The following is a 21,339-nucleotide window of genomic DNA, read 5'->3' on the forward strand; positions in this document are numbered from 1 at the left end:
GACGGCTAGAGGCGTTCCGAGCCCTCCGGCTGGACCCACTCGTCGAGCTTCACGACGTCCTTGAGGAAACCGCGGACCCCCAGGAACTGGGAGAGGTGTTCGCGGTGTTCCCCGCACGCCAGCCAGGTCTTGCGGCGCTCCGGGGTGTGCAGCTTCGGGTTGTTCCACGCCAGGACCCAGACGGCCGCATCGCGGCAGCCCTTGGCCGAGCAGGTGGGCGCGTCCACGGGATCAGTGGAACGAGCGGATTCGGGGGAGTCAGGGGAGTTCACGCCTCAACCCTACAAACCGCTGTCACGGAAAGGCGACGCCGAGCAGCCACGGGGGGAGCTGCCCGGCGTCGGTCCGTCGCTCCGACGGGGGATGCGGAGCGCGTAGGCAGTATGTCACGCAGGACCCGGTGCAGTGCACCGGAACTTCATGATTGATCTGAGCTTTTATTGAGGTTTCCCGTGTTCAGTGCGGGACGCACAGGTGACGGGATGAAGTGCGAGGGCAGTGAGGGGGTCGACTCACGCCCCGCGTTGGCGATGACCACGGCCACGTACGGCAGCAGCGCGCCCGCGATGAGCGTCACGATCGCCACATGACGTTCCACGTTCCACAGGATTACCGTCGCCAGGACCGACAGCGTCCTGATCGACATCGAGATGACGTACCGGCGCTGCCGTCCCCGCACGTCTTCGTCGAGGCCCATCCGGGCCCCGGTGATCCGGAAGACCTCGGCCCCGTTCCGCTTCTTCCGCTCCACGCTCCACCGCCCGATCCGCCCGCCGGACACTCCCCGGTCCGGATCCTCCCACCGTACGCCGCCGATCCCGCGGCGAGGAGAGGGGGTGTCCCCCGAATGGGGCTGTCCGAAATGCGCAGTACGCCGGACGGGTTGAAACTGGGCCCACATGCGCACAACGCGCCACGAGGAGGCTCGACATGTCATGGTTGTGGGCGATCATCGTCGGTTTCGTGCTGGGCCTCATAGCCCGGGCGGTCCTGCCGGGCAAGCAGCATCAGCCCCTCTGGCTGACCACCCTGTTCGGCATCGTCGGCGCCATCCTCGGCAACGCCGTCGCGGGGTGGATCGGCGTCGGGGAGACCAAGGGCATCGACTGGACCCGGCACCTGCTGCAACTTGCCGGAGCGGTGCTCATCGTGGCTCTCGGCGAGATGGTCTACAAGTCGCTCAGGGGCGGCAGCAAGCAGATGACCTGAGGGCGGCATGACGGAGGGGCCGGCCGGACGTGGTGTCCGGACCGGCCCCTCCGCCGCGCTCAGGCGTCAGGCCCCGGGTGTCAGCCCGTGACCTCGACCGCCGCCAGGTTCTTCTTGCCGCGCCGCAGCACCAGCCAGCGCCCGTGCAGCAGGTCCTCCTTGACGGGGACCGCGTCCTCGGCGGTGACCTTCGCGTTGTTCACGTAGGCGCCGCCCTCCTTCACGGTCCGGCGGCCGGCCGACTTGCTCGCCACCAGCCCGGTCTCCGCGAGCAGGTCCACCACCAGGCCGAGCTCGGCGACCCGGGCGTGCGGCAGCTCGGACAGGGCCGCGGCCAGCGTGGCCTCGTCCAGGTCCGCCAGCTCGCCCTGGCCGAACAGCGCCTTCGACGCGGCGATCACGGCCGCGCACTGGTCGGCGCCGTGCACCAGCGTGGTCAGCTCCTCCGCCAGCGCCCGCTGGGCGGCGCGCGCCTGCGGCCGCTCGGCGGTCTGCGCCTCCAGCTCCTCGAGCTCCTCGAGGGACTTGAACGACAGGATCCGCATGTAGGTGGAGATGTCCCGGTCGTCCACGTTCAGCCAGAACTGGTAGAACGCGTACGGCGTGGTCATCTCCGGGTCGAGCCACACGGCCCCGCTCTCGGACTTGCCGAACTTGGTGCCGTCCGCCTTGACCATCAGCGGGGTCGCCAGCGCGTGCACGACCGCGCCCGGCTCCACCCGGTGGATCAGGTCGAGCCCGGCCGTCAGGTTGCCCCACTGGTCGGAGCCGCCCTGCTGGAGCACGCAGCCGTAGCGCCGGTACAGCTCCAGGAAGTCCATGCCCTGGAGCAGCTGGTAGCTGAACTCGGTGTAGCTGATGCCCTGGTCGGAGTCGAGCCGCTTGGCGACCGAGTCCTTCGTCAGCATCTTGTTGACCCGGAAGTGCTTGCCGATGTCCCGCAGGAACTCGATGGCGGACATGCCCGCCGTCCAGTCCAGGTTGTTCACCATGAGCGCCGCGTTCTCGCCCTCGAAGGACAGGAACGGCTCGATCTGGGTGCGCAGCCGGGTCACCCAGTTCGCGATGGTCTCCGGGTCGTTCAGGGTCCGCTCGGCGGTCGGCCGCGGGTCACCGATCTGCCCGGTGGCCCCGCCGACCAGCGCCAGCGGCCGGTGCCCGGCCTGCTGGAGCCGGCGTACGGTCAGCACCTGCACGAGATGCCCCACGTGCAGGGAGGCCGCCGTCGGGTCGAAGCCGCAATAGAAGGTGACCGGACCGTCCGCGAACGCCTTGCGGAGCGCTTCTTCGTCGGTGGACTGGGCGAAGAGCCCGCGCCACTTCAACTCGTCGACGATGTCCGTCACGGTTTCTCGACTCCTTCGAATGGAATTGCGTCACGCCCAAGGATTCAGTCTAGGTGGATCAGACGCCCTTGCTGACCGAGCTCATGTTGAAATCCGGGATCCGCAGCGCGGGCATCGCGGCCCGGGTGAACCAGTCGCTCCACTCGCGCGGCAGGGTCTTCTCGGTCCGGCCCGCCTCCGAGGCCCGCGACAGCAGGTCCACCGGCGATTCGTTGAACCGGAAGTTGTTCACCTCGCCGACGACCTGGCCGTTCTCCACCAGGTAGACGCCGTCCCGGGTCAGGCCCGTGAGCAGCAGCGTCGCCGGGTCGACCTCGCGGATGTACCAGAGGCAGGTCAGCAGCAGGCCCCGCTCGGTGGCGGCCACCATCTCCTCCAGCGACTTGTCGCCGCCGCCGTCCAGGATCAGGTTCCCGAAGCCGGGCGAGACCGGCATCCCGGTCATCGCCGCGCTGTGCCGGGTCGTGGTCAGCCGGGCCAGCCGGCCGTCCCGGATCCACTCGGTCGCCGGGACCGGCAGCCCGTTGTCGAAGACCGAGGCGTCGTCGCCCGAGCTGTGCGCGATCACGAACGGCGCGGACTCCAGGCCCGGCGCGTTCGGGTCGCTGCGCAGGGTCAGCGGCAGCTCGGACAGCTTCTCGCCGAGCCGGGTGCCGCCGCCGGGCTTGGAGAAGACCGTCCGGCCCTCCACCGCGTCCCGGGCCGCCGCGGACCACATCTGGTAGATCAGCAGGTCGGCCACGGCCGTCGGCGGCAGCAGGGTCTCGTACCGGCCGGCGGGCAGGTCGATCTTCCGCTCGGCCCAGCCCAGGCGTACGGCCAGCTCCGCGTCCAGCACGGTCGGGTCCACGTCCTTGAAGTCCCGGGTGGAGCGGCCGGCCCAGGCCGAGCGCTGCCGGTCGGGGGACTTCGCGTTGAGCTCCAGGGTGCCGTTCGGCTGGTCGTGGCGCAGCCGCAGCCCGGTCGAGGTGCCGACGTACGTGGAGACCAGCTCGTGGTTGGCGAAGCCGTACAGCTCCCGGCCGCCCGCGCGGGCCCGGGCGAAGGCCTCGCCGAGGGCCGGGGCGAAGTCCGCGAACACCGCCGAGGAGGTCTCGGCCGGGGCGTCGGTGAAGTCCGGCGAGGACGGGGTGCCGGTGACCAGCGGCTGGGCGTCCTCCGCCGGGCTCGCGCCCCGTGCGGCGGCCTCGGCGGCCCGGACCAGCGGCTCCAGGTCCGCGGTGGTCACGGCGGAGCGCGAGACGACCCCCGAGGCCGTGCCCTCCTTGCCGTCGACCGTGGCGATGACCGTCAGGGTCCGGCCGCGGGTGACGCCGTTGGTGGTGAGCGCGTTGCCCGCCCAGCGCAGGTTGGCCGTCGACTCCTCGTCGGCGATGACGACACAGCCGTCGGCGGTGGACAGCTCCAGCGCGCGCTCGACGATCTCGTGGGGACTCGTACGGCTCATCGGCCCGCCTCCTGCGTGGTGTTCAAGATGTTCACGTCGCGGAACAGCGCGGACGGGCAGCCGTGCGAGACCGCCGCGACCTGGCCCGGCTGGGCCTTGCCGCAGTTGAAGGCGCCGCCCAGCACGTACGTCTGCGGCCCGCCGACCTTCTCCATCGAGCCCCAGAATTCGGTGGTCGTGGCCTGGTAGGCGACGTCGCGCAGCTGCCCGGCCAGCTTGCCGTTCTCGATCCGGAAGAACCGCTGCCCGGTGAACTGGAAGTTGTAGCGCTGCATGTCGATCGACCAGGAGCGGTCGCCGACGACGTAGATGCCGCGCTCCACCCCGCCGATCAGGTCCTCGGTGGACAGCCCGCCCGGATCCGGCCGGAGCGAGACGTTCGCCATGCGCTGGACGGGCACGTGCCCGGGGGAGTCGGCGAAGGCGCAGCCGTTGGAGCGGCCCAGGTCGGTGAGCTTCGCGATCCGCCGGTCCAGCTGGTAGCCGACCAGGGTGCCGTCCTTGACCAGGTCCCAGCTCTGGGCCTGGACGCCCTCGTCGTCGAAACCGACGGTGGCGAGGCCGTGCTCGGCGGTGCGGTCACCGGTCACGTTCATGATGGAGGAGCCGTACTTGAGCTTGCCCAGCTGGTCGAAGGTGGCGAAGGAGGTCCCCGCGTACGCCGCCTCGTAGCCCAGCGCCCGGTCGAGCTCGGTGGCGTGGCCGATGGACTCGTGGATGGTGAGCCACAGGTTGGACGGGTCCACGACCAGGTCGTAGCGCCCGGCCTCGACGCTCGGCGCCCGCATCTTCTCGGCGAGCAGTACGGGGATCTGCTCCAGCTCGGCGTCCCAGTCCCAGCCGGTGCCGGTCAGGTACTCCCAGCCGCGCCCGGCCGGCGGGGCGATGGTGCGCATCGAGTCGAACTCGCCGGTGCCGGCGTCCACGGCGACCGCGGTGAGCTGCGGGTGGATCCGCACGCGCTGCTGCGTGGTCATGGTGCCGGCGGTGTCGGCGTAGAACTTGTTCTCGTGCACGGCGAGCAGCGAGGCGTCTACGTGTGCCACCCCGTCGGCGGCCAGCAGCCGGGAGCTCCAGTCGGCGAGCAGGGCCGCCTTCTCGGAGTCCGGCACCTCGAACGGGTTCACGTCGTACGCGGAGATCCACGTCTTGTCGGCGTGCACCGGCTCGTCGGCGAGCTCGACCCGCTCCTCGGAGCCGGCGGCCTTGATGACCTGGGCGGACAGCTTCGCCATGGCCACGGCCTGCGAGGCCACCTTGGCGGCGCCGTCCATGGTCAGGTCCACACCGGAGGCGAACCCCCAGCTGCCGCCGTGCACCACGCGGACCGCGTACCCGAGGTCGGTGGTGTCGGAGCCGCCGGAGGGCTTTGCGTCCCGCAGCCGCCAGGAGGCGCTGCGGATCCGCTCGAGCCGGAAGTCGGCATGGTCGCAGCCCAGCGCGCGGGCCCGGGCGAGCGCCGCGTCGGCGAGCGCCCGCAGGGGCAGCGCGGTGAAGGCCGCGTCGATGGAATGGGGCACGGAAGTCCTCCCGGAGTCGGGGCCGGTCGCCTCGATCATGTCGCGCTCGGGGCGCTTGTGCCTACATCTTTCTGTAGGGACTCGACAGAGCCCGTAGCGAGGCCCTGTGGGAGATCGATTCTCCGCATGGGGGGCCGGGCCTATAGGTTTTTGGTAATCAGACCGCTAGTCGAAAGGGTGATCCGTTGAGCCGCTCGGTTCTCGTCACCGGAGGAAACCGGGGCATCGGCCTCGCCATCGCCCGAGCCTTCGCGCAGGCCGGCGACAAGGTCGCGATCACGTACCGGTCGGGTGAGCCGCCGCAGGAGCTCACCTCGCTCGGCGTCCTGGCGGTCCGTTGCGACATCACCGACTCCGAGCAGGTGGAGCAGGCCTACAAGCAGATCGAGGACGCGCACGGCGCGGTCGAGGTGCTGGTGGCCAACGCGGGCATCACCAAGGACACGCTGCTGATGCGCATGTCCGAGGAGGACTTCGCCTCCGTCGTCGACACCAACCTCACCGGCACCTTCCGGGTGGTCAAGCGCGCGAACCGTGGCATGCTGCGTGCCAAGAAGGGCCGCGTCGTCCTGATCTCCTCGGTCGTCGGGCTGCTGGGCTCGGCCGGACAGGCCAACTACGCCGCCTCCAAGGCCGCGCTGGTCGGGTTCGCCCGCTCGCTCGCCCGTGAGCTCGGCTCCCGCAACATCACCTTCAACGTCGTGGCCCCCGGTTTCGTGGACACCGACATGACGAAGGTGCTCACCGACGAGCAGCGCGCGGGCATCGTGGGCCAGGTGCCCCTGGGCCGCTACGCGCAGCCCGAGGAGATCGCGGCAGCCGTGAGCTTCCTGGCGTCCGACGACGCCGCGTACATCACAGGAGCCGTCATTCCCGTTGACGGCGGATTGGGCATGGGTCACTGATCACCATGAGCGGAATTCTCGACGGCAAGCGCATCCTCATCACCGGGGTGCTGATGGAGTCGTCCATCGCCTTCCACGCCGCCAGGCTGGCCCAGGAGCAGGGCGCCGAGGTCATCCTCACCGCGTGGCCGCGCCCGACGCTGACCGAGCGCATCGCCAAGAAGCTGCCCAAGCCGGTCAAGGTGATCGAGCTCGACGTCACCAACGACGAGCACCTGGCCCGCCTGGAGGGCCTCGTCCGCGACGAGCTCGGCGGCCTCGACGGTGTCCTGCACTCCATCGGCTTCGCCCCGCAGGACGCCCTCGGCGGCAACTTCCTCAACACCCCGTTCGAGTCGGTCGCGACCGCCATGCACGTCTCGGCGTTCTCGCTGAAGTCGCTGACCATGGCGTGCAAGCCGCTGTTCCCGGCGGAGGGCGCGGCCGTCGTCGGCCTCACCTTCGACGCGCAGTTCGCCTGGCCGCAGTACGACTGGATGGGCCCGGCCAAGGCCGCGCTGGAGGCCACCAGCCGCTACCTCGCCCGCGACCTGGGCAAGGAGAACATCCGCTGCAACCTGGTCTCGGCCGGTCCGCTCGGCTCGATGGCCGCGAAGTCCATCCCGGGCTTCTCGGACCTGGCGGACGTCTGGAACTCCCGCTCGATGCTGGAGTGGGACATGAGCGACCCGGAGCCGACGGGCAAGGCCATCGTCGCCCTGCTGTCGGACTGGTTCCCGAAGACCACCGGCGAGATCGTCCACGTGGACGGCGGCCTGCACGCGATGGGTGCCTGAGCCAGGCACTCGTACGTCCGTACGGCGGCGGCCGCGTCTCCCTTCCGGGAGGCGCGGCCGTCGCCGTACGTGCCGGTGAGGGCGGGGACGGCCGGGCGCTCGATCAGATTTTCGCCCTCCGGCCGGATCTTCCCGAGTCGAAAACCGGGACAGATGCCTGCAAACTGACCTGGCCGGGATCTTCTCGGCTCCGGCGGGGAGGAGGCAGGGCCGTGCGCGGGAGGCGGAGCCGAGCGGTATCGCTGCTGGTCACCTCGGTGGTCCTGACGGGACTCCTGGTCCCGGGAGCCTTCGCGCAGCCCGACGGGGGAGAACCGGCCCTCGGGCCCGAGGCGGCGGCCCCCGCCGTCGTGAACCTCGACGAGATCCCCGCAGAGCCCCCCGTACGGCCCGAGCCGCCCGCCGCCCCGGAGCTGTTCGGCGCCGACTGCGACACCCTGATCGAGGGCTCGCAGGTGAGGGCGAGCTGCCACAACGGCTATCCGGAGACCGACCTCGTCCGCCTGCACGTGGAATGCGACCGCTGGTGGGACCTGGACGCGGACAGCGCCGCCGTGGCCGTCGGACCGGCCGGCCGGGTCGAGCTCGCCAGCCGCTGCTGGAAGGAAGTCCGCTCGGCCTGGGTCACCCACCAGCGGTCGTGACCCCGGGCGGGGCTACTTCCGGCCGAGGCACACGAACGGGTAGCCCGCCGCCTCCGACGCCGCCGCGTCCCCGTCGCCGAGCCGGATCGCCTCGATCAGCCGGGCGTGGTCCAGGTGCGACGCGGGATCCAGCTCCGTGCCGACGTCCGTGCGCAGCCAGTCCGCCACCAGGTCGCCGAGGTCCGCGTACAGCTCGATGAGCACCTCGTTGTGCGAGGCCGCCACCACCGCCATGTGCAGCGCCACGTCCGCCGCCACGAACCGCTCCGCCTCCCCGCTCGCCCAGGCCGCCTCGCGCCGCGCCAGCAGCGCGTCCAGCTGTACGAGGTCCCGCTCGGTCCGCCGCTCCGCCGCCAGCCGGGCCGCGGAGGACTCCAGGGTCGAGCGCAGCTCCGCGATGTGCCGCGGGTCGGCGCCCGCGAAGCGGCGGTGCATCACTCCGGCGAGCTCGCTGGTGGCGATGACGTACGTACCCGAGCCCTGCCGGATGTCCAGCAGCCCGTTGTGCGCGAGGGCCCGGACGGCCTCCCGGACGGTGTTGCGGGCGACGCCCAGCAGCTCCACCAGCTCCGGCTCGGTGGGGATGCGGGATCCGACGGGCCATTCGCCGGACGTGATCTGGTTCCTGAGCTGGGCGATCACCTGGTCGACCAGCGCAGATCGCCGGGGCGAGGTCAGCGGCATGCGGGCGGGGTCCTCTCGGGGGTCCGGTCCGGGGGGTGACAACCAATCATCCCATGATTCTATGATGGTGTAATGCCCGACGAAGAAACCCAGACCATCGACCGGCCCCAGGCCGCGCGCACGGTACCCGCACAGGCCCGTCCCGCCATTCCCGCGAGCCCTCAGCCCACCTGGCTCGGCCCGGTCCTCATCGTCGGCATCGTGCTGGCCGCCCTCAACCTGCGGCCCGCCATCACCAGCCTCGGAGCCCTCTTCGAGGAGGTCCGCACGGGCCTCGGCATGAGCGGCACCGTCGCCGGACTGATCACCTCCGTCCCTGCCCTCTGCTTCGCCGTCTTCGGCGTCACCGCGCCCCGGCTCTCCCGCCGCTTCGGCCCGGCCGCAGTCGTCTGCGCCGGCATGGCCGCCGTCGCGGCCGGCCTGCTGATCCGCCCCTTCACCCACAACGCCGCCGGCTTCCTCGCCGCCAGCGCCCTGTCCCTGGCGGGCATAGCCCTGACCAACGTGCTGCTCCCCGTCATCGTCAAGCGCTGGTTCCCGGACCGCGTCGGCACCATGACCGGCCTGTACTCCATGGCCCTGGCCCTCGGCACCTCGCTCGCCGCCGCCGCGACCGTCCCGATGACCGCCGCCCTCGGCGGCAGCTGGCGTACGGGCCTGCTGGTCTGGGCCGTGCTCGCGGTGGTCGCGGTGGTGCCCTGGCTGCCCGTCGCGGCGGCCGCCCGGCGGGAGAAGCGGGCCGCCGCCTCGGAGCCGGCCGGGCACGTACGGGCGGACGCGGGCCCGAAGATCGTCCGCAGCCGCACCGCCTGGGCCCTGGCCTGCTACTTCGGGCTCCAGGCCACCGGCGCGTACATCACCATGGGCTGGCTCCCGCAGATCTTCCGCGACGCCGGGGTCTCCGCCTCCACCGCCGGCGTCCTGCTCGCCGTCACCATGGTCATGGGCGTCCCGCTCGCGTTCGTCATCCCCAACCTGGCCGGCCGGATGAAGAACCAGGGGGCCATCGCCGCCGTCCTCGGCGTCTTCGGCCTCGTCGGATACAGCGGCCTCCACTTCGCCCCCGCCGCCGGCGCCTGGGCCTGGGCGCTGCTGCTCGGCGTCTCCAACTGCGCCTTCCCGCTCGTCATCACCCTCATCGGGCTGCGCGCCAAGTCCCCGGCCGGCGTCGTCAAGCTGTCCGCCTTCGCCCAGAGCGTCGGCTACCTCATCTCCATCCCCGGACCGCTCCTCATCGGCGCCCTCTACCAGCACAGCGGCGGCTGGGACCTGCCCCTCACCCTCATGGCGGGCCTGCTGATCCCGCAGGTCGCGCTGGGCGTCCTGGCCGGCCGGGACCGCACGATCGAGGACGAATGCGGCATGCGAGACTGAGCGGCATGTCGCCCGTACTCGAACCGAACCCGCAGAACAGCCACAAGAAGCTCGGCATGGTGCTCGGCGCCATGCTCGTCGTGACCGTGATCATCTCCGTCATCGCGTCCGTGGTCTCCCCCTGACGGGGGCCGTTGGTGGGGTTAACCCCACCAACCCTTAGGGGGACAGGTTCAGGGTCGAGTGGGGTGTGCCCCGGATGGGCCCCGCGCCTTCGGATCCATAGATTCGAAGAGAGCGAGCCAGTCCCACCCCGCGCACCCACGGAGGCGGCCCATGTCGGCCCCCACGATTCCCCCGCACCTCCCCGGCCCCGGTCCCCGAGTCCACGGCGCGAGCACCCGGCTGCACTGGTGGGCGCTGGCCCTGCCCGCGCTCGCCTTCGGCCTCCTGCTGCTGCTCCTCGCCGGCTCCGCCGAGGCCCATGCCGCATCCGGCGAGGTCTCTGCGCTCCTCCACCTCACCGAACAGCTCCTGCGCGCCGTCGGCTGAGCGGGTACGCCCCGACCGCCCGCCGGGCGCCCGCGCCGGCGTGCGCCGGGAGCCACCCGCGCCCGCGGCGCAGCCCCTCAACACCCTGCGCCCCATGGCCCGATCCATGCGAAGCTGGGAGCCATGAGCGCCGACACACCCCGCAGGATCGTCCTCCTCCGGCATGCCAAGGCCGACTGGCCTCAGGTGTCCGACCACGAGCGCCCGCTGGCGGAGCGAGGCCGCAAGGACGCACCGGCCGCAGGGCTGAAGCTGGCCGAGACCGGCATCGCCTTCGACCTGGCCCTCTGCTCCACCGCCGCCCGCACCCGTGAGACCTGGAAGCTCGCCGTCCAGGAAATGCCGCACCGGCCGCGGACCTCGTACGAGGAACGGCTGTACGACGCCTCGCTGGGCGAGCTCATCGCCCTGCTGAACGAGACGTCCGACGAGGTCAAGGACCTCCTCGTCATCGGCCACAACCCCGGCATGCACGCCCTCGCCGACGCCCTCGCCGGGCGCGCGGAGGGCGACACCCTGGCCCGGATGACCCGTACCGGGTTCCCGACCGCTGCGTTCGCCGTCGTCTCCTTCACCGGCTCCTGGAAGTCAGTGGAGCACGGGGTGGGCACGCTGCTGGACTACTGGACCCCCAAGGACCACTGAGCACGGCTACGAGGACGGGCCCCGGCGCGGATCGATCCGCTACGGGGCCCGTCCTCGTACGCGAGTGGCTCAGGTCAGGCCGGCGGCCTCGACCTCTTCACGGGTGACCCCGAGCAGGTACAGCACCGCGTCCAGGAACGGCACGTTCACCGCCGTGTGCGCGGCCTCGCGGACCACCGGCTTGGCGTTGAAGGCCACGCCCAGCCCGGCCGCGTTCAGCATGTCCAGGTCGTTGGCGCCGTCGCCGATGGCCACCGTCTGGGCCAGCGGTACGCCGGCCTCCGCGGCGAAGCGGCGCAGCAGCCGGGCCTTGCCCGCCCGGTCCACGATCTCGCCGGTGACCCGGCCGGTCAGCTTCCCGTCGACGATCTCGAGGGTGTTGGCCGAGGCGAAGTCCAGCCCCAGCCGCTCCTGCAGATCGTCCGTCACCTGGGTGAACCCGCCCGAGACCACGCCGACCTGGTAGCCGAGCTGCTTGAGGGTGCGGATCAGGGTCCGGGCGCCCGGCGTGAGCCGCACCTCGGAGCGGACCTTGTCCACGACGGAGGCGTCCAGCCCGGCCAGCAGCTTCACGCGGGCGTGCAGCGACTGCTCGAAGTCCAGCTCACCGCGCATGGCCCGCTCGGTCACCTCGGCGACCTCGGCCTCGCAGCCGGCGTGCGCGGCGAACAGCTCGATGACCTCGTCCTGGATCAGGGTCGAGTCCACGTCCATGACGACCAGGCGCTGGGCCCGGCGGTGCAGGCCGGCCGAGACCACGGCCACGTCGACGCCGATGTGCGCGGCGGCGGTGGCCAGGGCCGTGCGCAGCGGCTCGGTCTCGCAACCGGACACGGCGAACTCGACGGCCGTCACGGGGTACTTGGCGAGCCGGAAGATACGGTCGATGTTGCCGCCGGTCGCGGTGATCCGGGAGGCGATGGCGGCGGTGGACTCGGCGGTCAGCGGGTGCCCGAGCACGGTGACGTGGGAACGGCCGCTGCCGCGCGGCCGGTTGTCACCGGTACCGGAGAGGATCTCGGCCTGCATCTTGAGCGACTCGGCCCAGCTGTGGACGGTGGCCCGCAGCTCGCCCTCGGTGCCGCCGACGGGCTGGGTGACGAGGGCGCACAGCACGATGCGGCCACGGGTGACGACCTGCTCGATGTCGACGACGTCGACGGAGTAGGCGGCGAGGGTGTCGAACAGCCCGGCGGTGATCCCGGGACGGTCCTTGCCGAAGATCTTGACGAGGAGGGTGGGGACGTCGGAGGTCTGCGAAGCGCTCATGGTGCCCTCACCGTATCTTCCCGCCCTTCGTGCTTGGACCCCCGTCCCACCTGCCGGAACCATTCTCCGGCGGAGCGCCCCCCGCCGCTGCCCGATGCAGGCGCCCGGGGGACGGCGACGGGGTGAACGGGGGCCGACGGGGAGGTGTCAGGGGCCCTCGGGGCGGACGGGTGGCCGTCCGTGTTCGATTTGATACCCCTTGCCCCCTTCCCGACGGTTCAGCCCGGCGGTTCAGCCCGGCGGCCCGAGCGGCGGCGGTGGGGGAGGCGGCGGGGGCGGGGTGAACGGAGGGCGGTGGGGCGGAGCCGGGCGCCCGGAGGGCCTCCGGGGCAGCCGCGTGATCGTGACGTCCCAGGAGCCGTCGGGCTCGGCGTACGGGTCGGGGTACGGGTCGGGGTACGGGTTCGGCCCGGGGTTCGGGTTCGGCCCGGGGTTCGGGTACGGGTACGGGCGCCCCGGCGGGGGCCGGTACGGGGCCGTCGGCGCATCGGGCGCAGCCCCCGGCGCCGCCGGGACCGGCCGCGGCGGGCGGCGGCGCCGGGCCAGCAGCGCCCCCGCCCCGCCCGCCGCCGCACCCCAGACCGCCCCGAGCAGCAGCGCGTACGGCACGTCGCCCCGCAGCTCCACCCCGGCGTCCACCGCGTCGATGCCGAGCACCGATAGCGAGGCTCCCCCAGCTCCGCCGGGGGGAACCCCAACCGACACCCCCGTCAGCCACACCAGCCCCGCCAGCACCACCCCGGTCACGGCCGACAGCCGCACCGCGCACCCCAGGATCCCGCGCCCCGGGGTCCGTACGGCGGCCAGCACTCCGGCGCAGAGCAGCAGCAACCCCACCCCCGCGACCAGCAGCCAGACCCGCCCGTCGTACTCCGCGAGCCGGGCCACCGTCACCGGCACGCGCGCCGACACCCCCAGCAGATCGTCCAGCGGATCCGGCAGCAGCCGGCCCAGCGTGCCCGTGGCCCGCCCCTCGAACGGTACGGACAACCCCAGCAGCATCCCCGTCCAGGCCCCGTTCGGCGCCCCCAGCAGGGCGGCGCCCAGCACCCGCCGCGGATGGTCGTCCCCCAGCGCCGCCCACACCGCCGCCGCCAGCCCGGCCGCCACCGCCACCAGCAGCGCCACCACCAGCGCCGACACCGCGGGCCGCAGCCGCGCGAGCGCCGCCGGGCCGCGCCGCGAAGCCAGCAGCGCCACCGCCAGTACGGCCAGCGCCCACACCGCCGCGCCCAGCAGCGTCGGCCCGAACTCCACCGAGAACCCCACCCGGGCCTCGGTGTCGATCAGGTCGCCGATGCGGTCCGGGAGCAAGCCGCCGATGTCCCCGATCCCGGGGACCACCACCTTCTGCGGGGTCCTCGGAAGTCGCGGCCCGTCCAGGGTGACCAGGTCGTGCCCGGCCCGGGCCAGCCCGCCCGCCGCGGCCACGAGCAGCACCGCCACCGAGGCCGCCCGGGCGGCGAGTTCCCCCGGCCCCGCCCCGGTCCGCACCGAGCGCAGGAAGATCCCGGCCAGGACCAGCGCCCCGGCCAGCCCCACCCCGAGCGGCATGACGTCCAGTGAGGTCTGCGCACCCGGCGCGGTGACTCCGAGGACCGACACGTCCCCCGACGCGGTCACCGTGCCGCCGATCGCGAGGACCACCACGGCGGCCGTCATCGCCCCGAGCGATCCTCCCGCGGCGTCGGCGCCCAGCAGGTGGAGCCCCAGCGCGGCGGCCCCGGCCATCACGACGAGGGCCCAGCCGGTGGCGGCGATGCCCGACAGGACCACGTCTCCCCAGCGAATGCGGCGCATGCGTGCCCCCGATGCGTGCCGAGCGTGTGCGGTGGGTGTGGCGGGTGTGGCGGGTGTGCGTGCCGAGCAGGACGGGTCCGGCCAGGGCGAGAAGTCCCGTATCTCACTCTCCGGGTGACTTTCGACCCCGTCAACGGGCAGGCGTAGACGCCCCGGGAAGGCCCCGATTCCACATGTGGCCCCAGGCCTGAAATAGTTCCCCCGGATGTTCGCCATCCCTAGACTCCCTGCCGTCGGACTCCCTGACGCCAGGGGGATTCTCGGGGGACCTAAGTGGGGCTGGAGTGCCGGAACTCGTACTGGAATTGAATGGAAGGACCTGGACGCTCGATCCGTCCAGGTCGTACTCGCTGGGGCGCGACCCCCAGGGAGACGTGGTGATCGACGACGCCCGGGTGTCGTGGCGGCACGCCACCATCGCCTGGAACGGCCGGGGTTGGGGCATCGAGGACCACGGCAGCACCAACGGCACCTACGTGCGCGGCGCGCGGGTCCAGCAGACCGAGCTCGTGCCCGGCACGCCGGTCCACCTGGGCAACGCGACCGACGGCCCGCGGCTGAATCTGAGCGCCGCCGCCGCGCCGCAGCAGGCCGTACCGCAGCAGGCGGCCCCGGCCTACCAGGCCCCGGCGCCCGCCTACCAGGCCCCGGCCCAGCAGGCCGCCCCGGCGTACCAGGCCCCTGCCCAGGCTCAGCCGCAGCAGCAGGCCTGGCAGCAGCAGCCGCAGCAAGCCGCCGCCCACCAGCAGCCGCAGCAGCCGCACTTCCCGCAGCAGCAGGGCGGCGGCGCCGGTGTGCCGGCACAGGGCGCCGCTCCCGCGTACGGCGGTGACCGCAGCCCGACGACGTTCCACCAGATCGCCGTCGGCCGCGTCATGCGGATCGGCCGTGCGCTGGAGAACGAGCTGGTCGTCTCGGACCTCCAGGTCTCGCGCCACCACGCCGAGTTCCGCTCGGCGAACGGCCGCTTCGAGATCCACGACCTCGGCAGCCACAACGGCACCTACGTCAACGGCCAGCCGCTGCCCAAGTCCGGCACCGCGCTGCTCGGTCCGAACGACATCGTCGGCGTCGGCCACTCGACGTTCCGGATCGTCGGCGACCGGCTCGAGGAGTTCGTCGACACCGGTGACGTCTCCTTCTCGGCCCGCCACCTGACGGTGACGGTCGACGGCGGCAAGCAGATCCTCAAGGACGTCACCTTCGGCGTCCCGGAGAAGTCGCTCATCGGCGTCATCGGGCCCTCCGGCTCCGGAAAGTCGACGCTGCTCAAGGCGCTGACCGGCTACCGGCCCGCCAACGAGGGCGACGTCCTCTACGACAACCGCAACCTGTACAAGCAGTTCGCGGAGCTCCGCCAGCGCATCGGCCTGGTCCCGCAGGACGACATCCTGCACAAGGAGCTGAAGGTCAGCACGGCCCTCAAGTACGCGGCCAAGCTCCGTTTCCCCGGCGACACCGCCGAGTCCGAGCGCGCCGCGCGCATCAACGAGGTCCTGCGCGAGCTCAAGCTCGACATCCACAAGGACAAGAAGATCACCGCGCTCTCGGGCGGTCAGCGCAAGCGCGTGTCCGTGGCGCTCGAGCTGCTCACCAAGCCCTCGCTGATCTTCCTGGACGAGCCCACCTCCGGCCTCGACCCGGGCATGGACCGCGACGTCATGCAGCTGCTGCGCGGCCTCGCCGACGACGGCCGCACGGTCCTGGTCGTCACCCACTCCGTGGCCGAGCTGTCGCTGTGCGACAAGCTGCTGGTCATGGCCCCGGGCGGTTCGGTCGCGTACTTCGGCCCGCCGGACGAGGCGCTGAACTTCTTCGGCTACACCACGTGGGCGGACGTCTTCTCGGCCTTCGAGAACTACCGCGACTACGACTGGGCCGGCCGCTGGAAGGGCTCGCAGCACTACCAGCTGTACGCCGCCGACCTCGACTCGGTCGCCCCGCAGCAGGTCGCGATGCCGCCGATGCAGCAGATGATGCCGCCGAAGGCGCAGGGCTGGGGCGACCAGCTGTGGACCCTGATCCGCCGCTACGTCTCGGTGATCGCGTCCGACAAGGGCTTCATGGCCCTCATGCTGATCCTGCCCGCGGTCCTCGGCGTGGTCTCGACGGTCATCCCCGCGACCTTCGGCCTCGCGCCGCCGAAGCCGCCGTCCCGGTTCAACGGCGACGCCGGCACGATCATGCTGATCCTCTGCGTCGGCATGTGCTTCTCGGGCGCCGCGAACTCGGTCCGTGAGCTGATCAAGGAACGGGTCATCTACGAGCGCGAGCGCGCCACCGGCCTGTCCCGGTCGGCGTACCTCATGTCGAAGGTGATCGTCCTCGGCTTCATCACGGCCATCCAGGGCGCGGTCATCTGCGCCATCGGCTTCGCCCCGCGCGACCTGCCCACCGAGGGCCTGCTCATGCCGCCGGCCGTCGAGCTCTGCCTGTCGGTCACCGCGCTCGGCTTCACGTCGATGATGTTCGGCCTCGTGATCTCCTCGCTGGTGAAGACCGCCGAGAAGACCATGCCGCTGCTGGTCATGTTCGCGATCGTCCAGGTCGTCTTCACCGGCATCCTCTTCCAGGTGTACGACTCGCCGGGCCTGGAGCAGTTCGCCTGGCTGATGCCGTCGCGCTGGGCGGTCGCCGCCGCGGGCACCACGCTCGACCTCGGCAAGCTCATGCCGCCGTGGGACCAGCAGAACCCGACCAACACCGACCCGCTGTGGGAGCACTCGGTCGCCCAGTGGGGCGTGAACATCACGATCCTGCTGCTCATCGGCGTCGCCTGCGGATTCGCCGTGCAGAAGCTGCTGCGCCGCCACGAGCCCGAGGTCATGCGCAACTAGCCGGCACCGCTGCGCGCAGGCCCCGCCACAAACGCCTCAGGGCGGCACCCGGATACCGGGTGCCGCCCTGAGGCGCATGGGGGTTGCTACGCCAGTGGCCCTCAGTAGGCGCTGTTGACGTTGTCGATCGAGCCGTAACGGTCGGCGGCGTAGTTGGCCGCGGCGACGATGTTGGCGACCGGGTGGTACTGGTCCAGCGGGGTGCCGGGGACGTGGTACGCGAGGAAGGTCGGCTTGATGACCTGGAGCAGACCCTTCGAGGGGATACCGTTCTGGGCGTTGATGTCCCAGTTGTTGATCGCCCGCGGGTTGCCGCTCGACTCGCGCATGATGTTCTTGTACAGGCCGTTGTACGTGCCCGGAATCTTGTGCGCCTTCATGATCGCCAGCGACTCCTTGATCCAGCCGTCAAGGTTGTTCGCGTAGACCGGCTTGCGGACGGTGGAGCGGCTGGCGGCCGCCTTCGCCTCGCGGTCCTTCTTCGCCTTGGCTGCGGCGTCGGCGTCGGCCTTCGCCTTCGCGGCGGCGGCCTTGGCCTTCACCGCGGCCTCGAGCTTCGCGGCGTCCGTGGCCAGCTTGGACTGCGCGGAGAGGTGCTGCACGGTCTTGGCCTGGACACCCTCGACAGCCTGGGTCCACGCCACGGGGGCGGCGGCCACGGTCGTACCGGCGTCGGCGGTGCCGGCGGGGACGAGGGTGGCGGCCACGGCGGCGGCGCCGATGGTGGCAACGGCGGCGAAGGACATCTTGTGCGCCTTCGTCAGACGACGAATCTGGCCGGGGGTGCTGGTCTTGGACATGCGTAGCAACCTCTTCGAATAGCGGGAGCCGCAGGAAAGCACCGTTCGGATCCGGGATCCGGTGGTGCTGTGCGACGGGAGCAATTCTTAGCGGCGGCAAAATCTTGTGGCAAAGGTGTGACGTACGATCCCGCTTAGTGGATCAGGGGGCGCCGACTGGCCCGAAATTTCGGGCTATGCGCTAGGCGCAGCAGTGCTGACACCGTCTTTACGCGTCCACTAGGCACCTTCGTAAGTGACGTGGGTCCTATGCGCGGGCTCACATCGGCCACGTAACGGTCTCACCATGCGTTGCTAGAGCAATGCATTCTGTAACGGAATTCTCCGACCTGAGGACCACAAACCCCCGCCGGCCCTCATCCCCAAGGCAGACAAGACCCCCGCGACCCCCTCCCGAAGGAGGAGGAGACACCGCCCCCGGCCCTAGGGCTCGAGCCCGATCCTGCAGGTCAGAGCCACTAGTACGGTGAGCCCATGACCGGTAGTCCCGTGTTCGGCGGACCCCGCGGCGGCCTCGCCGCCGTGAGTACCGCGCTGCTCGCCATGAGCCGCCGGCTGGAGGTCCGCGACGTGCTGCGCACGATCGTCGTCTCGGCCCGCGAGCTGCTCGACGCCGAGTACGCGGCCCTGGGCGTCCCGGACGACCACGGCGGCTTCGCCCAGTTCGTCGTCGACGGCATCACCGAGGAGCAGTGGCGCCGGATCGGCCCGCTGCCCCGCCAGCACGGCATCCTCGCCGCGATGCTCCACCAGGACGGCCCCGAGCGGCTGGCCGACGTACGCAAGGACCCCCGCTTCGAGGGCTGGCCCGCCGCCCACCCCGAGATGTCCGACTTCCTCGGACAGCCCGTCCGCGACGGCGAGGAGACCCTCGCCGCCCTCTTCCTCGCCAACAAACGCAGACCCGGCGGCTTCACCGAGGAGGACGAGGAGCTCCTCGCCCTCCTCGCCCAGCACGCGGCGATCGCCCTCACCAACGCCCGGCTCTACGAGCGCAGCCGCGAGCTCACCATCGCCGAGGAGCGCTCACGCCTCGCCCACGAGCTGCACGACGCCGTGGCCCAGAAGCTCTTCTCGCTCCGCCTGACCGCCCAGGCCGCCGCCGCCCTCGTGGACCGCGACCCGGCCCGTGCCAAGGGCGAGCTCCAGCAGGTCGCCGTCCTCGCCGCGGAGGCCGCCGACGAGCTGCGCGCCGCCGTGACCGAGCTGCGCCCGGCCGCCCTCGACGAGGACGGCCTCGTCGCCACCCTCCGGGACCAGGCGCACGTACTCGACCGCGCCCACACCGCGCACGTCACCTTCACCTGTGACGGAGTACGGGCCCTCCCGGCGACCCAGGAGGAGGCACTGCTCCGCGTCGCCCAGGAGGCCCTCCACAACGCCCTGCGGCACTCGGGCGGCGACCGCGTCGAGGTCACCCTCGCCCGCCGGGACGCCGGAGCCGTCCTGACCGTCACGGACAACGGAAGCGGCTTCTCCCCCTCCTCGATCCGCGCGGCCGGGCGCCACCTCGGCCTGGTCTCCATGCGGGACCGGGCGAGCGGTGTCGGCGGCCGCCTCACCGTGCACTCGGAGCCCGGTACGGGCACCACGATCGAGATGGAGGTCCCCGGTGGCTGACACACCCATCCGCGTTCTGCTCGTGGACGACCACCAGGTGGTCCGCCGCGGCCTGCGCACGTTCCTGGAGGTCCAGGACGACATCGAGGTGGTCGGGGAGGCCGCCGACGGCGAGGAGGGCGTGGCCCGCGCCGAGGAGCTGCGGCCCGACGTGATCCTCATGGACGTCAAGATGCCGGGCACCGACGGCATCGAGGCCCTGCGCAGGCTGCGTGCGCTGGCCAACCCGGCGCGGGTGCTGATCGTCACCAGCTTCACCGAGCAGCGGACGGTCGTGCCGGCCCTGCGCGGCGGCGCCGCGGGATACGTCTACAAGGACATCGACCCCGACGCCCTGGCCGGAGCGATCCGCTCCGTCCACGCCGGGCACGTGCTGCTCCAGCCGGAGGTGGCGCAGGCCCTGCTCTCCCAGGACGGACAGCCGTCGTCGAGCCGGGGCGGCTCCCTGACCGAGCGGGAGCGGGAGGTCCTGTCCCTGATCGCGGACGGCCGCTCCAACCGGGAGATCGCCCGCGCGCTGGTGCTGTCCGAGAAGACGGTCAAGACGCACGTCTCGAACATCCTGATGAAGCTGGACCTCGCGGACCGCACCCAGGCGGCGTTGTGGGCGGTCAGGCACGGGATCACCGACTGAACCCGGCCGGAGCGGGCCAGAAACGGACCGTCCAGCTCCGATCCCGGATTCATACGGTCGGGTGTATGTCGCCCACATGGCGTATCCCGTTCATCGGATGACCGTTCTTCATGACGTGCCGCGGCGGCTGGCCGCGGCAGACGTAACGGAGGACGAAGAACGTGAAGAACATCAAGAAGGCCACTGCCGTCACCATGATCGCGGGCGGCCTCCTTGCCGCGGCCGCCGGCGTCTCCTCGGCGCACGGCGGTGCGTCGGCGGAGGGCGAGGCCGCGGGATCGCCCGGCGTCGTCTCCGGAAACCTCATCCAGGCCCCCGTCAACGTCCCGGTGAACGTGGTCGGCAACACCGTCACGGTGATCGGCCTGCTGAACGGCGCCTTCGGCAACACCGGCGTGAACGCCTGACGCCCCCTCCACCGGCCCCGCTTCCCCCACCTCTCCCCGGGAAGCGGGGCCGCGGTGCGTTCAGCCCCGCTCGCGCTCCTCCACCGCCGAGTTGTACGCCGCGACCAGCGCCCGCCGGGCCACCCGCTCCACCGGACGCAGCGCCTCCGCCCTCGCCGCCATCTCCGAGGCGGCCACCGCACCGCCCGGCCCGTGCTCGTACGCCAGCGACACCAGCAGATCCACCCGCTGCGCCAGCGACAGCACCCGCACCGCCCGCGCCGGATACCCCGGCGCCAGCACCTCCCGCCCGGCCTCCGCCCGCGCCCGGTACGCCGACAGCGCGGCCTCCGCCACCGGCCCCGACCCCGCCACGTCCAGCCGGGTCAGCACCACCGTCGCCTCGCGCAGCGCCTCCGCCAGCTCCCGCTCCGCCTCACCGAGCGACGGCACGTCCGCCGGCGGGGCCTCCCGTACCGGCAGGCAGTGCCAGGTCACCGAGACGTGCACGTCCCCCTCCGGCCCGGCCTCGGCCACCTCCGGCACCAGACCCAGCGCCGTGCCCACCGCGACCACCGCCTCCTCGGCATCCAGCGCCCGCGCATTGAACTCCGCAGGCCCGCTCAGCCCCAGCGGATGCCCCGGCGCCGGCAGCGCCACCCGCAGCCCGGTCACCCCCAGCGCTCGCATCCGCCCGAGCGCCAGCGTGAGGCCCACCGGACCCGACTCGCCGGGCAGCCCCTCCACCCGGTGCACGGCGTCCTCGCCCACGATCGACAACACGGCCTCGTCGGGCGAGACCAGTCCGGCCAGCAGTGCGTTCCCCCAGGCGGCCAACCGCCCTGAACGTGGTTCGAAAAGCATTCCCCCACTTTACGGATCACCCCGGATCCGGGCCCGCGGCCCACCTGGCGCCCGGACCCCTCGCCGAGTGGCGTAGGTTTTCCCCTG

At 71.8% G+C, this 21,339-nt stretch carries 22 protein-coding genes; 12 read left to right on the forward strand and 10 right to left on the reverse strand.

Annotated elements, in window-relative coordinates:
* Nucleotides 1-5 precede the first annotated feature (5 nt).
* A complete protein-coding gene (locus ACZ5WG_RS27620) occupies nt 6-272 on the reverse strand; it encodes a hypothetical protein (protein ID WP_468726618.1) in 267 nt (88 codons plus the stop codon).
* A 146-nt stretch (nt 273-418) separates the two neighbouring features.
* Nucleotides 419-751, reverse strand: a complete 333-nt coding sequence (locus ACZ5WG_RS27625; RefSeq protein WP_037636280.1) for a DUF3099 domain-containing protein — start codon at nt 749-751, stop codon at nt 419-421.
* Nucleotides 752-930: 179 nt separating this feature from the next.
* Between ACZ5WG_RS27625 and ACZ5WG_RS27630 the strand changes: the two genes are divergently transcribed.
* Nucleotides 931-1,209: a GlsB/YeaQ/YmgE family stress response membrane protein gene (locus ACZ5WG_RS27630; RefSeq protein ID WP_383520521.1), complete on the forward strand. Its 279-nt coding sequence runs from the start codon at nt 931-933 to the stop codon at nt 1,207-1,209.
* Between the two features lie 80 nt (nt 1,210-1,289).
* On the opposite strand, the gene tyrS is transcribed toward ACZ5WG_RS27630, so the two are convergent.
* From tyrS to ACZ5WG_RS27645, 3 genes are read right to left on the reverse strand one after another with little or no spacing between them, the layout of a single operon-like run.
* The gene (gene tyrS / locus ACZ5WG_RS27635; RefSeq protein WP_468726620.1) at nt 1,290-2,555 is read right to left on the reverse strand and encodes a tyrosine--tRNA ligase; all 1,266 of its coding nucleotides are present in this window, start codon (nt 2,553-2,555) and stop codon (nt 1,290-1,292) included.
* 58 nt (nt 2,556-2,613) lie between these two features.
* Nucleotides 2,614-4,002 carry a metallopeptidase TldD-related protein gene (locus tag ACZ5WG_RS27640; RefSeq protein ID WP_468726622.1) on the reverse strand — a complete coding sequence of 463 codons (1,389 nt, stop codon included), beginning with the start codon at nt 4,000-4,002 and terminating at the stop codon, nt 2,614-2,616.
* Nucleotides 3,999-5,522: a TldD/PmbA family protein gene (locus ACZ5WG_RS27645; RefSeq protein ID WP_468726624.1), complete on the reverse strand. Its 1,524-nt coding sequence runs from the start codon at nt 5,520-5,522 to the stop codon at nt 3,999-4,001. The genes ACZ5WG_RS27640 and ACZ5WG_RS27645 overlap by 4 nt, the downstream gene beginning before the upstream one ends.
* Before the next feature lie 185 nt (nt 5,523-5,707).
* Between ACZ5WG_RS27645 and fabG the strand changes: the two genes are divergently transcribed.
* The 3 genes from fabG to ACZ5WG_RS27660 all read left to right on the forward strand — a co-directional run bounded on the left by fabG (nt 5,708) and on the right by ACZ5WG_RS27660 (nt 7,847).
* Nucleotides 5,708-6,427 carry a 3-oxoacyl-[acyl-carrier-protein] reductase gene (fabG, locus tag ACZ5WG_RS27650; RefSeq protein WP_389409099.1) on the forward strand — a complete coding sequence of 240 codons (720 nt, stop codon included), beginning with the start codon at nt 5,708-5,710 and terminating at the stop codon, nt 6,425-6,427.
* Nucleotides 6,428-6,432: 5 nt separating this feature from the next.
* Nucleotides 6,433-7,203, forward strand: coding sequence for an enoyl-ACP reductase FabI (gene fabI / locus ACZ5WG_RS27655; RefSeq protein WP_030300577.1), 771 nt, complete (start codon nt 6,433-6,435; stop codon nt 7,201-7,203).
* Between the two features lie 212 nt (nt 7,204-7,415).
* Nucleotides 7,416-7,847, forward strand: coding sequence for a hypothetical protein (locus ACZ5WG_RS27660; RefSeq protein ID WP_468726625.1), 432 nt, complete (start codon nt 7,416-7,418; stop codon nt 7,845-7,847).
* Nucleotides 7,848-7,859: 12 nt separating this feature from the next.
* On the opposite strand, the gene ACZ5WG_RS27665 is transcribed toward ACZ5WG_RS27660, so the two are convergent.
* Complete coding sequence (locus tag ACZ5WG_RS27665; protein WP_468726627.1) at nt 7,860-8,531, reverse strand: FadR/GntR family transcriptional regulator; 672 nt, start codon at nt 8,529-8,531, stop codon at nt 7,860-7,862.
* A 72-nt stretch (nt 8,532-8,603) separates the two neighbouring features.
* On the opposite strand from ACZ5WG_RS27665, the gene ACZ5WG_RS27670 reads away from it, so the two are divergent.
* The 4 genes from ACZ5WG_RS27670 to ACZ5WG_RS27685 all read left to right on the forward strand — a co-directional run bounded on the left by ACZ5WG_RS27670 (nt 8,604) and on the right by ACZ5WG_RS27685 (nt 11,042).
* On the forward strand, nt 8,604-9,905 hold the full coding sequence (locus tag ACZ5WG_RS27670) for a CynX/NimT family MFS transporter (RefSeq protein WP_468726628.1): 1,302 nt from the start codon (nt 8,604-8,606) through the stop codon (nt 9,903-9,905).
* 5 nt (nt 9,906-9,910) lie between these two features.
* Complete coding sequence (locus ACZ5WG_RS27675; protein WP_376202100.1) at nt 9,911-10,030, forward strand: SGM_5486 family transporter-associated protein; 120 nt, start codon at nt 9,911-9,913, stop codon at nt 10,028-10,030.
* Between the two features lie 151 nt (nt 10,031-10,181).
* The gene (locus tag ACZ5WG_RS27680; RefSeq protein ID WP_468726630.1) at nt 10,182-10,397 is read left to right on the forward strand and encodes a hypothetical protein; all 216 of its coding nucleotides are present in this window, start codon (nt 10,182-10,184) and stop codon (nt 10,395-10,397) included.
* A gap of 123 nt (nt 10,398-10,520) precedes the next feature.
* Entirely contained in the window at nt 10,521-11,042 is a 522-nt protein-coding gene (locus ACZ5WG_RS27685; protein ID WP_468726631.1) for a SixA phosphatase family protein, read from the forward strand.
* 69 nt (nt 11,043-11,111) lie between these two features.
* On the opposite strand, the gene serB is transcribed toward ACZ5WG_RS27685, so the two are convergent.
* Both serB and ACZ5WG_RS27695 read right to left on the reverse strand, forming a co-directional pair.
* Nucleotides 11,112-12,311 (reverse strand): phosphoserine phosphatase SerB, encoded by a 1,200-nt coding sequence (serB, locus tag ACZ5WG_RS27690; protein ID WP_468726632.1) that lies wholly within the window; start codon nt 12,309-12,311, stop codon nt 11,112-11,114.
* 231 nt (nt 12,312-12,542) lie between these two features.
* Nucleotides 12,543-14,111, reverse strand: a complete 1,569-nt coding sequence (locus tag ACZ5WG_RS27695) for a streptophobe family protein (RefSeq protein ID WP_468726634.1) — start codon at nt 14,109-14,111, stop codon at nt 12,543-12,545.
* 284 nt (nt 14,112-14,395) lie between these two features.
* On the opposite strand from ACZ5WG_RS27695, the gene ACZ5WG_RS27700 reads away from it, so the two are divergent.
* Nucleotides 14,396-16,948: an ABC transporter ATP-binding protein/permease gene (locus ACZ5WG_RS27700; RefSeq protein WP_468726635.1), complete on the forward strand. Its 2,553-nt coding sequence runs from the start codon at nt 14,396-14,398 to the stop codon at nt 16,946-16,948.
* A gap of 101 nt (nt 16,949-17,049) precedes the next feature.
* Here ACZ5WG_RS27700 and ACZ5WG_RS27705 read toward each other — a convergent pair whose 3' ends face one another.
* Nucleotides 17,050-17,748, reverse strand: coding sequence for a transglycosylase SLT domain-containing protein (locus ACZ5WG_RS27705; protein ID WP_468726637.1), 699 nt, complete (start codon nt 17,746-17,748; stop codon nt 17,050-17,052).
* 489 nt (nt 17,749-18,237) lie between these two features.
* Between ACZ5WG_RS27705 and ACZ5WG_RS27710 the strand changes: the two genes are divergently transcribed.
* The 3 genes from ACZ5WG_RS27710 to ACZ5WG_RS27720 all read left to right on the forward strand — a co-directional run bounded on the left by ACZ5WG_RS27710 (nt 18,238) and on the right by ACZ5WG_RS27720 (nt 20,409).
* Entirely contained in the window at nt 18,238-19,368 is a 1,131-nt protein-coding gene (locus ACZ5WG_RS27710) for a GAF domain-containing sensor histidine kinase (protein ID WP_468726677.1), read from the forward strand.
* A complete protein-coding gene (locus ACZ5WG_RS27715; RefSeq protein ID WP_468726638.1) occupies nt 19,361-20,002 on the forward strand; it encodes a response regulator in 642 nt (213 codons plus the stop codon). Before ACZ5WG_RS27710 ends, ACZ5WG_RS27715 begins: the two co-directional genes overlap by 8 nt.
* A 161-nt stretch (nt 20,003-20,163) precedes the next feature.
* Complete coding sequence (locus ACZ5WG_RS27720; protein WP_468726640.1) at nt 20,164-20,409, forward strand: chaplin; 246 nt, start codon at nt 20,164-20,166, stop codon at nt 20,407-20,409.
* Between the two features lie 60 nt (nt 20,410-20,469).
* Here ACZ5WG_RS27720 and ACZ5WG_RS27725 read toward each other — a convergent pair whose 3' ends face one another.
* Nucleotides 20,470-21,252, reverse strand: a complete 783-nt coding sequence (locus tag ACZ5WG_RS27725; RefSeq protein WP_468726642.1) for a hypothetical protein — start codon at nt 21,250-21,252, stop codon at nt 20,470-20,472.
* Nucleotides 21,253-21,339: the final 87 nt, after the last annotated feature.

The sequence above is a fragment of the Streptomyces sp. NPDC032745 genome, from assembly GCF_055579465.1.

Excerpts from the sequence above, each read along its gene's own strand:
- ACZ5WG_RS27630 (WP_383520521.1), top strand. The coding sequence starts at position 931 with ATGTCATGGTTGTGGGCGATCATCGTCGGTTTCGTGCTGGGCCTCATA.
- ACZ5WG_RS27640 (WP_468726622.1), bottom strand. The coding sequence starts at position 4,002 with ATGAGCCGTACGAGTCCCCACGAGATCGTCGAGCGCGCGCTGGAGCTG.
- fabI (WP_030300577.1), top strand. The coding sequence starts at position 6,433 with ATGAGCGGAATTCTCGACGGCAAGCGCATCCTCATCACCGGGGTGCTG.
- ACZ5WG_RS27665 (WP_468726627.1), bottom strand. The coding sequence starts at position 8,531 with ATGCCGCTGACCTCGCCCCGGCGATCTGCGCTGGTCGACCAGGTGATC.
- ACZ5WG_RS27670 (WP_468726628.1), top strand. The coding sequence starts at position 8,604 with ATGCCCGACGAAGAAACCCAGACCATCGACCGGCCCCAGGCCGCGCGC.
- ACZ5WG_RS27675 (WP_376202100.1), top strand. The coding sequence starts at position 9,911 with ATGTCGCCCGTACTCGAACCGAACCCGCAGAACAGCCACAAGAAGCTC.
- ACZ5WG_RS27680 (WP_468726630.1), top strand. The coding sequence starts at position 10,182 with ATGTCGGCCCCCACGATTCCCCCGCACCTCCCCGGCCCCGGTCCCCGA.
- ACZ5WG_RS27685 (WP_468726631.1), top strand. The coding sequence starts at position 10,521 with ATGAGCGCCGACACACCCCGCAGGATCGTCCTCCTCCGGCATGCCAAG.
- serB (WP_468726632.1), bottom strand. The coding sequence starts at position 12,311 with ATGAGCGCTTCGCAGACCTCCGACGTCCCCACCCTCCTCGTCAAGATC.
- ACZ5WG_RS27695 (WP_468726634.1), bottom strand. The coding sequence starts at position 14,111 with ATGCGCCGCATTCGCTGGGGAGACGTGGTCCTGTCGGGCATCGCCGCC.
- ACZ5WG_RS27705 (WP_468726637.1), bottom strand. The coding sequence starts at position 17,748 with ATGTCCAAGACCAGCACCCCCGGCCAGATTCGTCGTCTGACGAAGGCG.
- ACZ5WG_RS27725 (WP_468726642.1), bottom strand. The coding sequence starts at position 21,252 with ATGCTTTTCGAACCACGTTCAGGGCGGTTGGCCGCCTGGGGGAACGCA.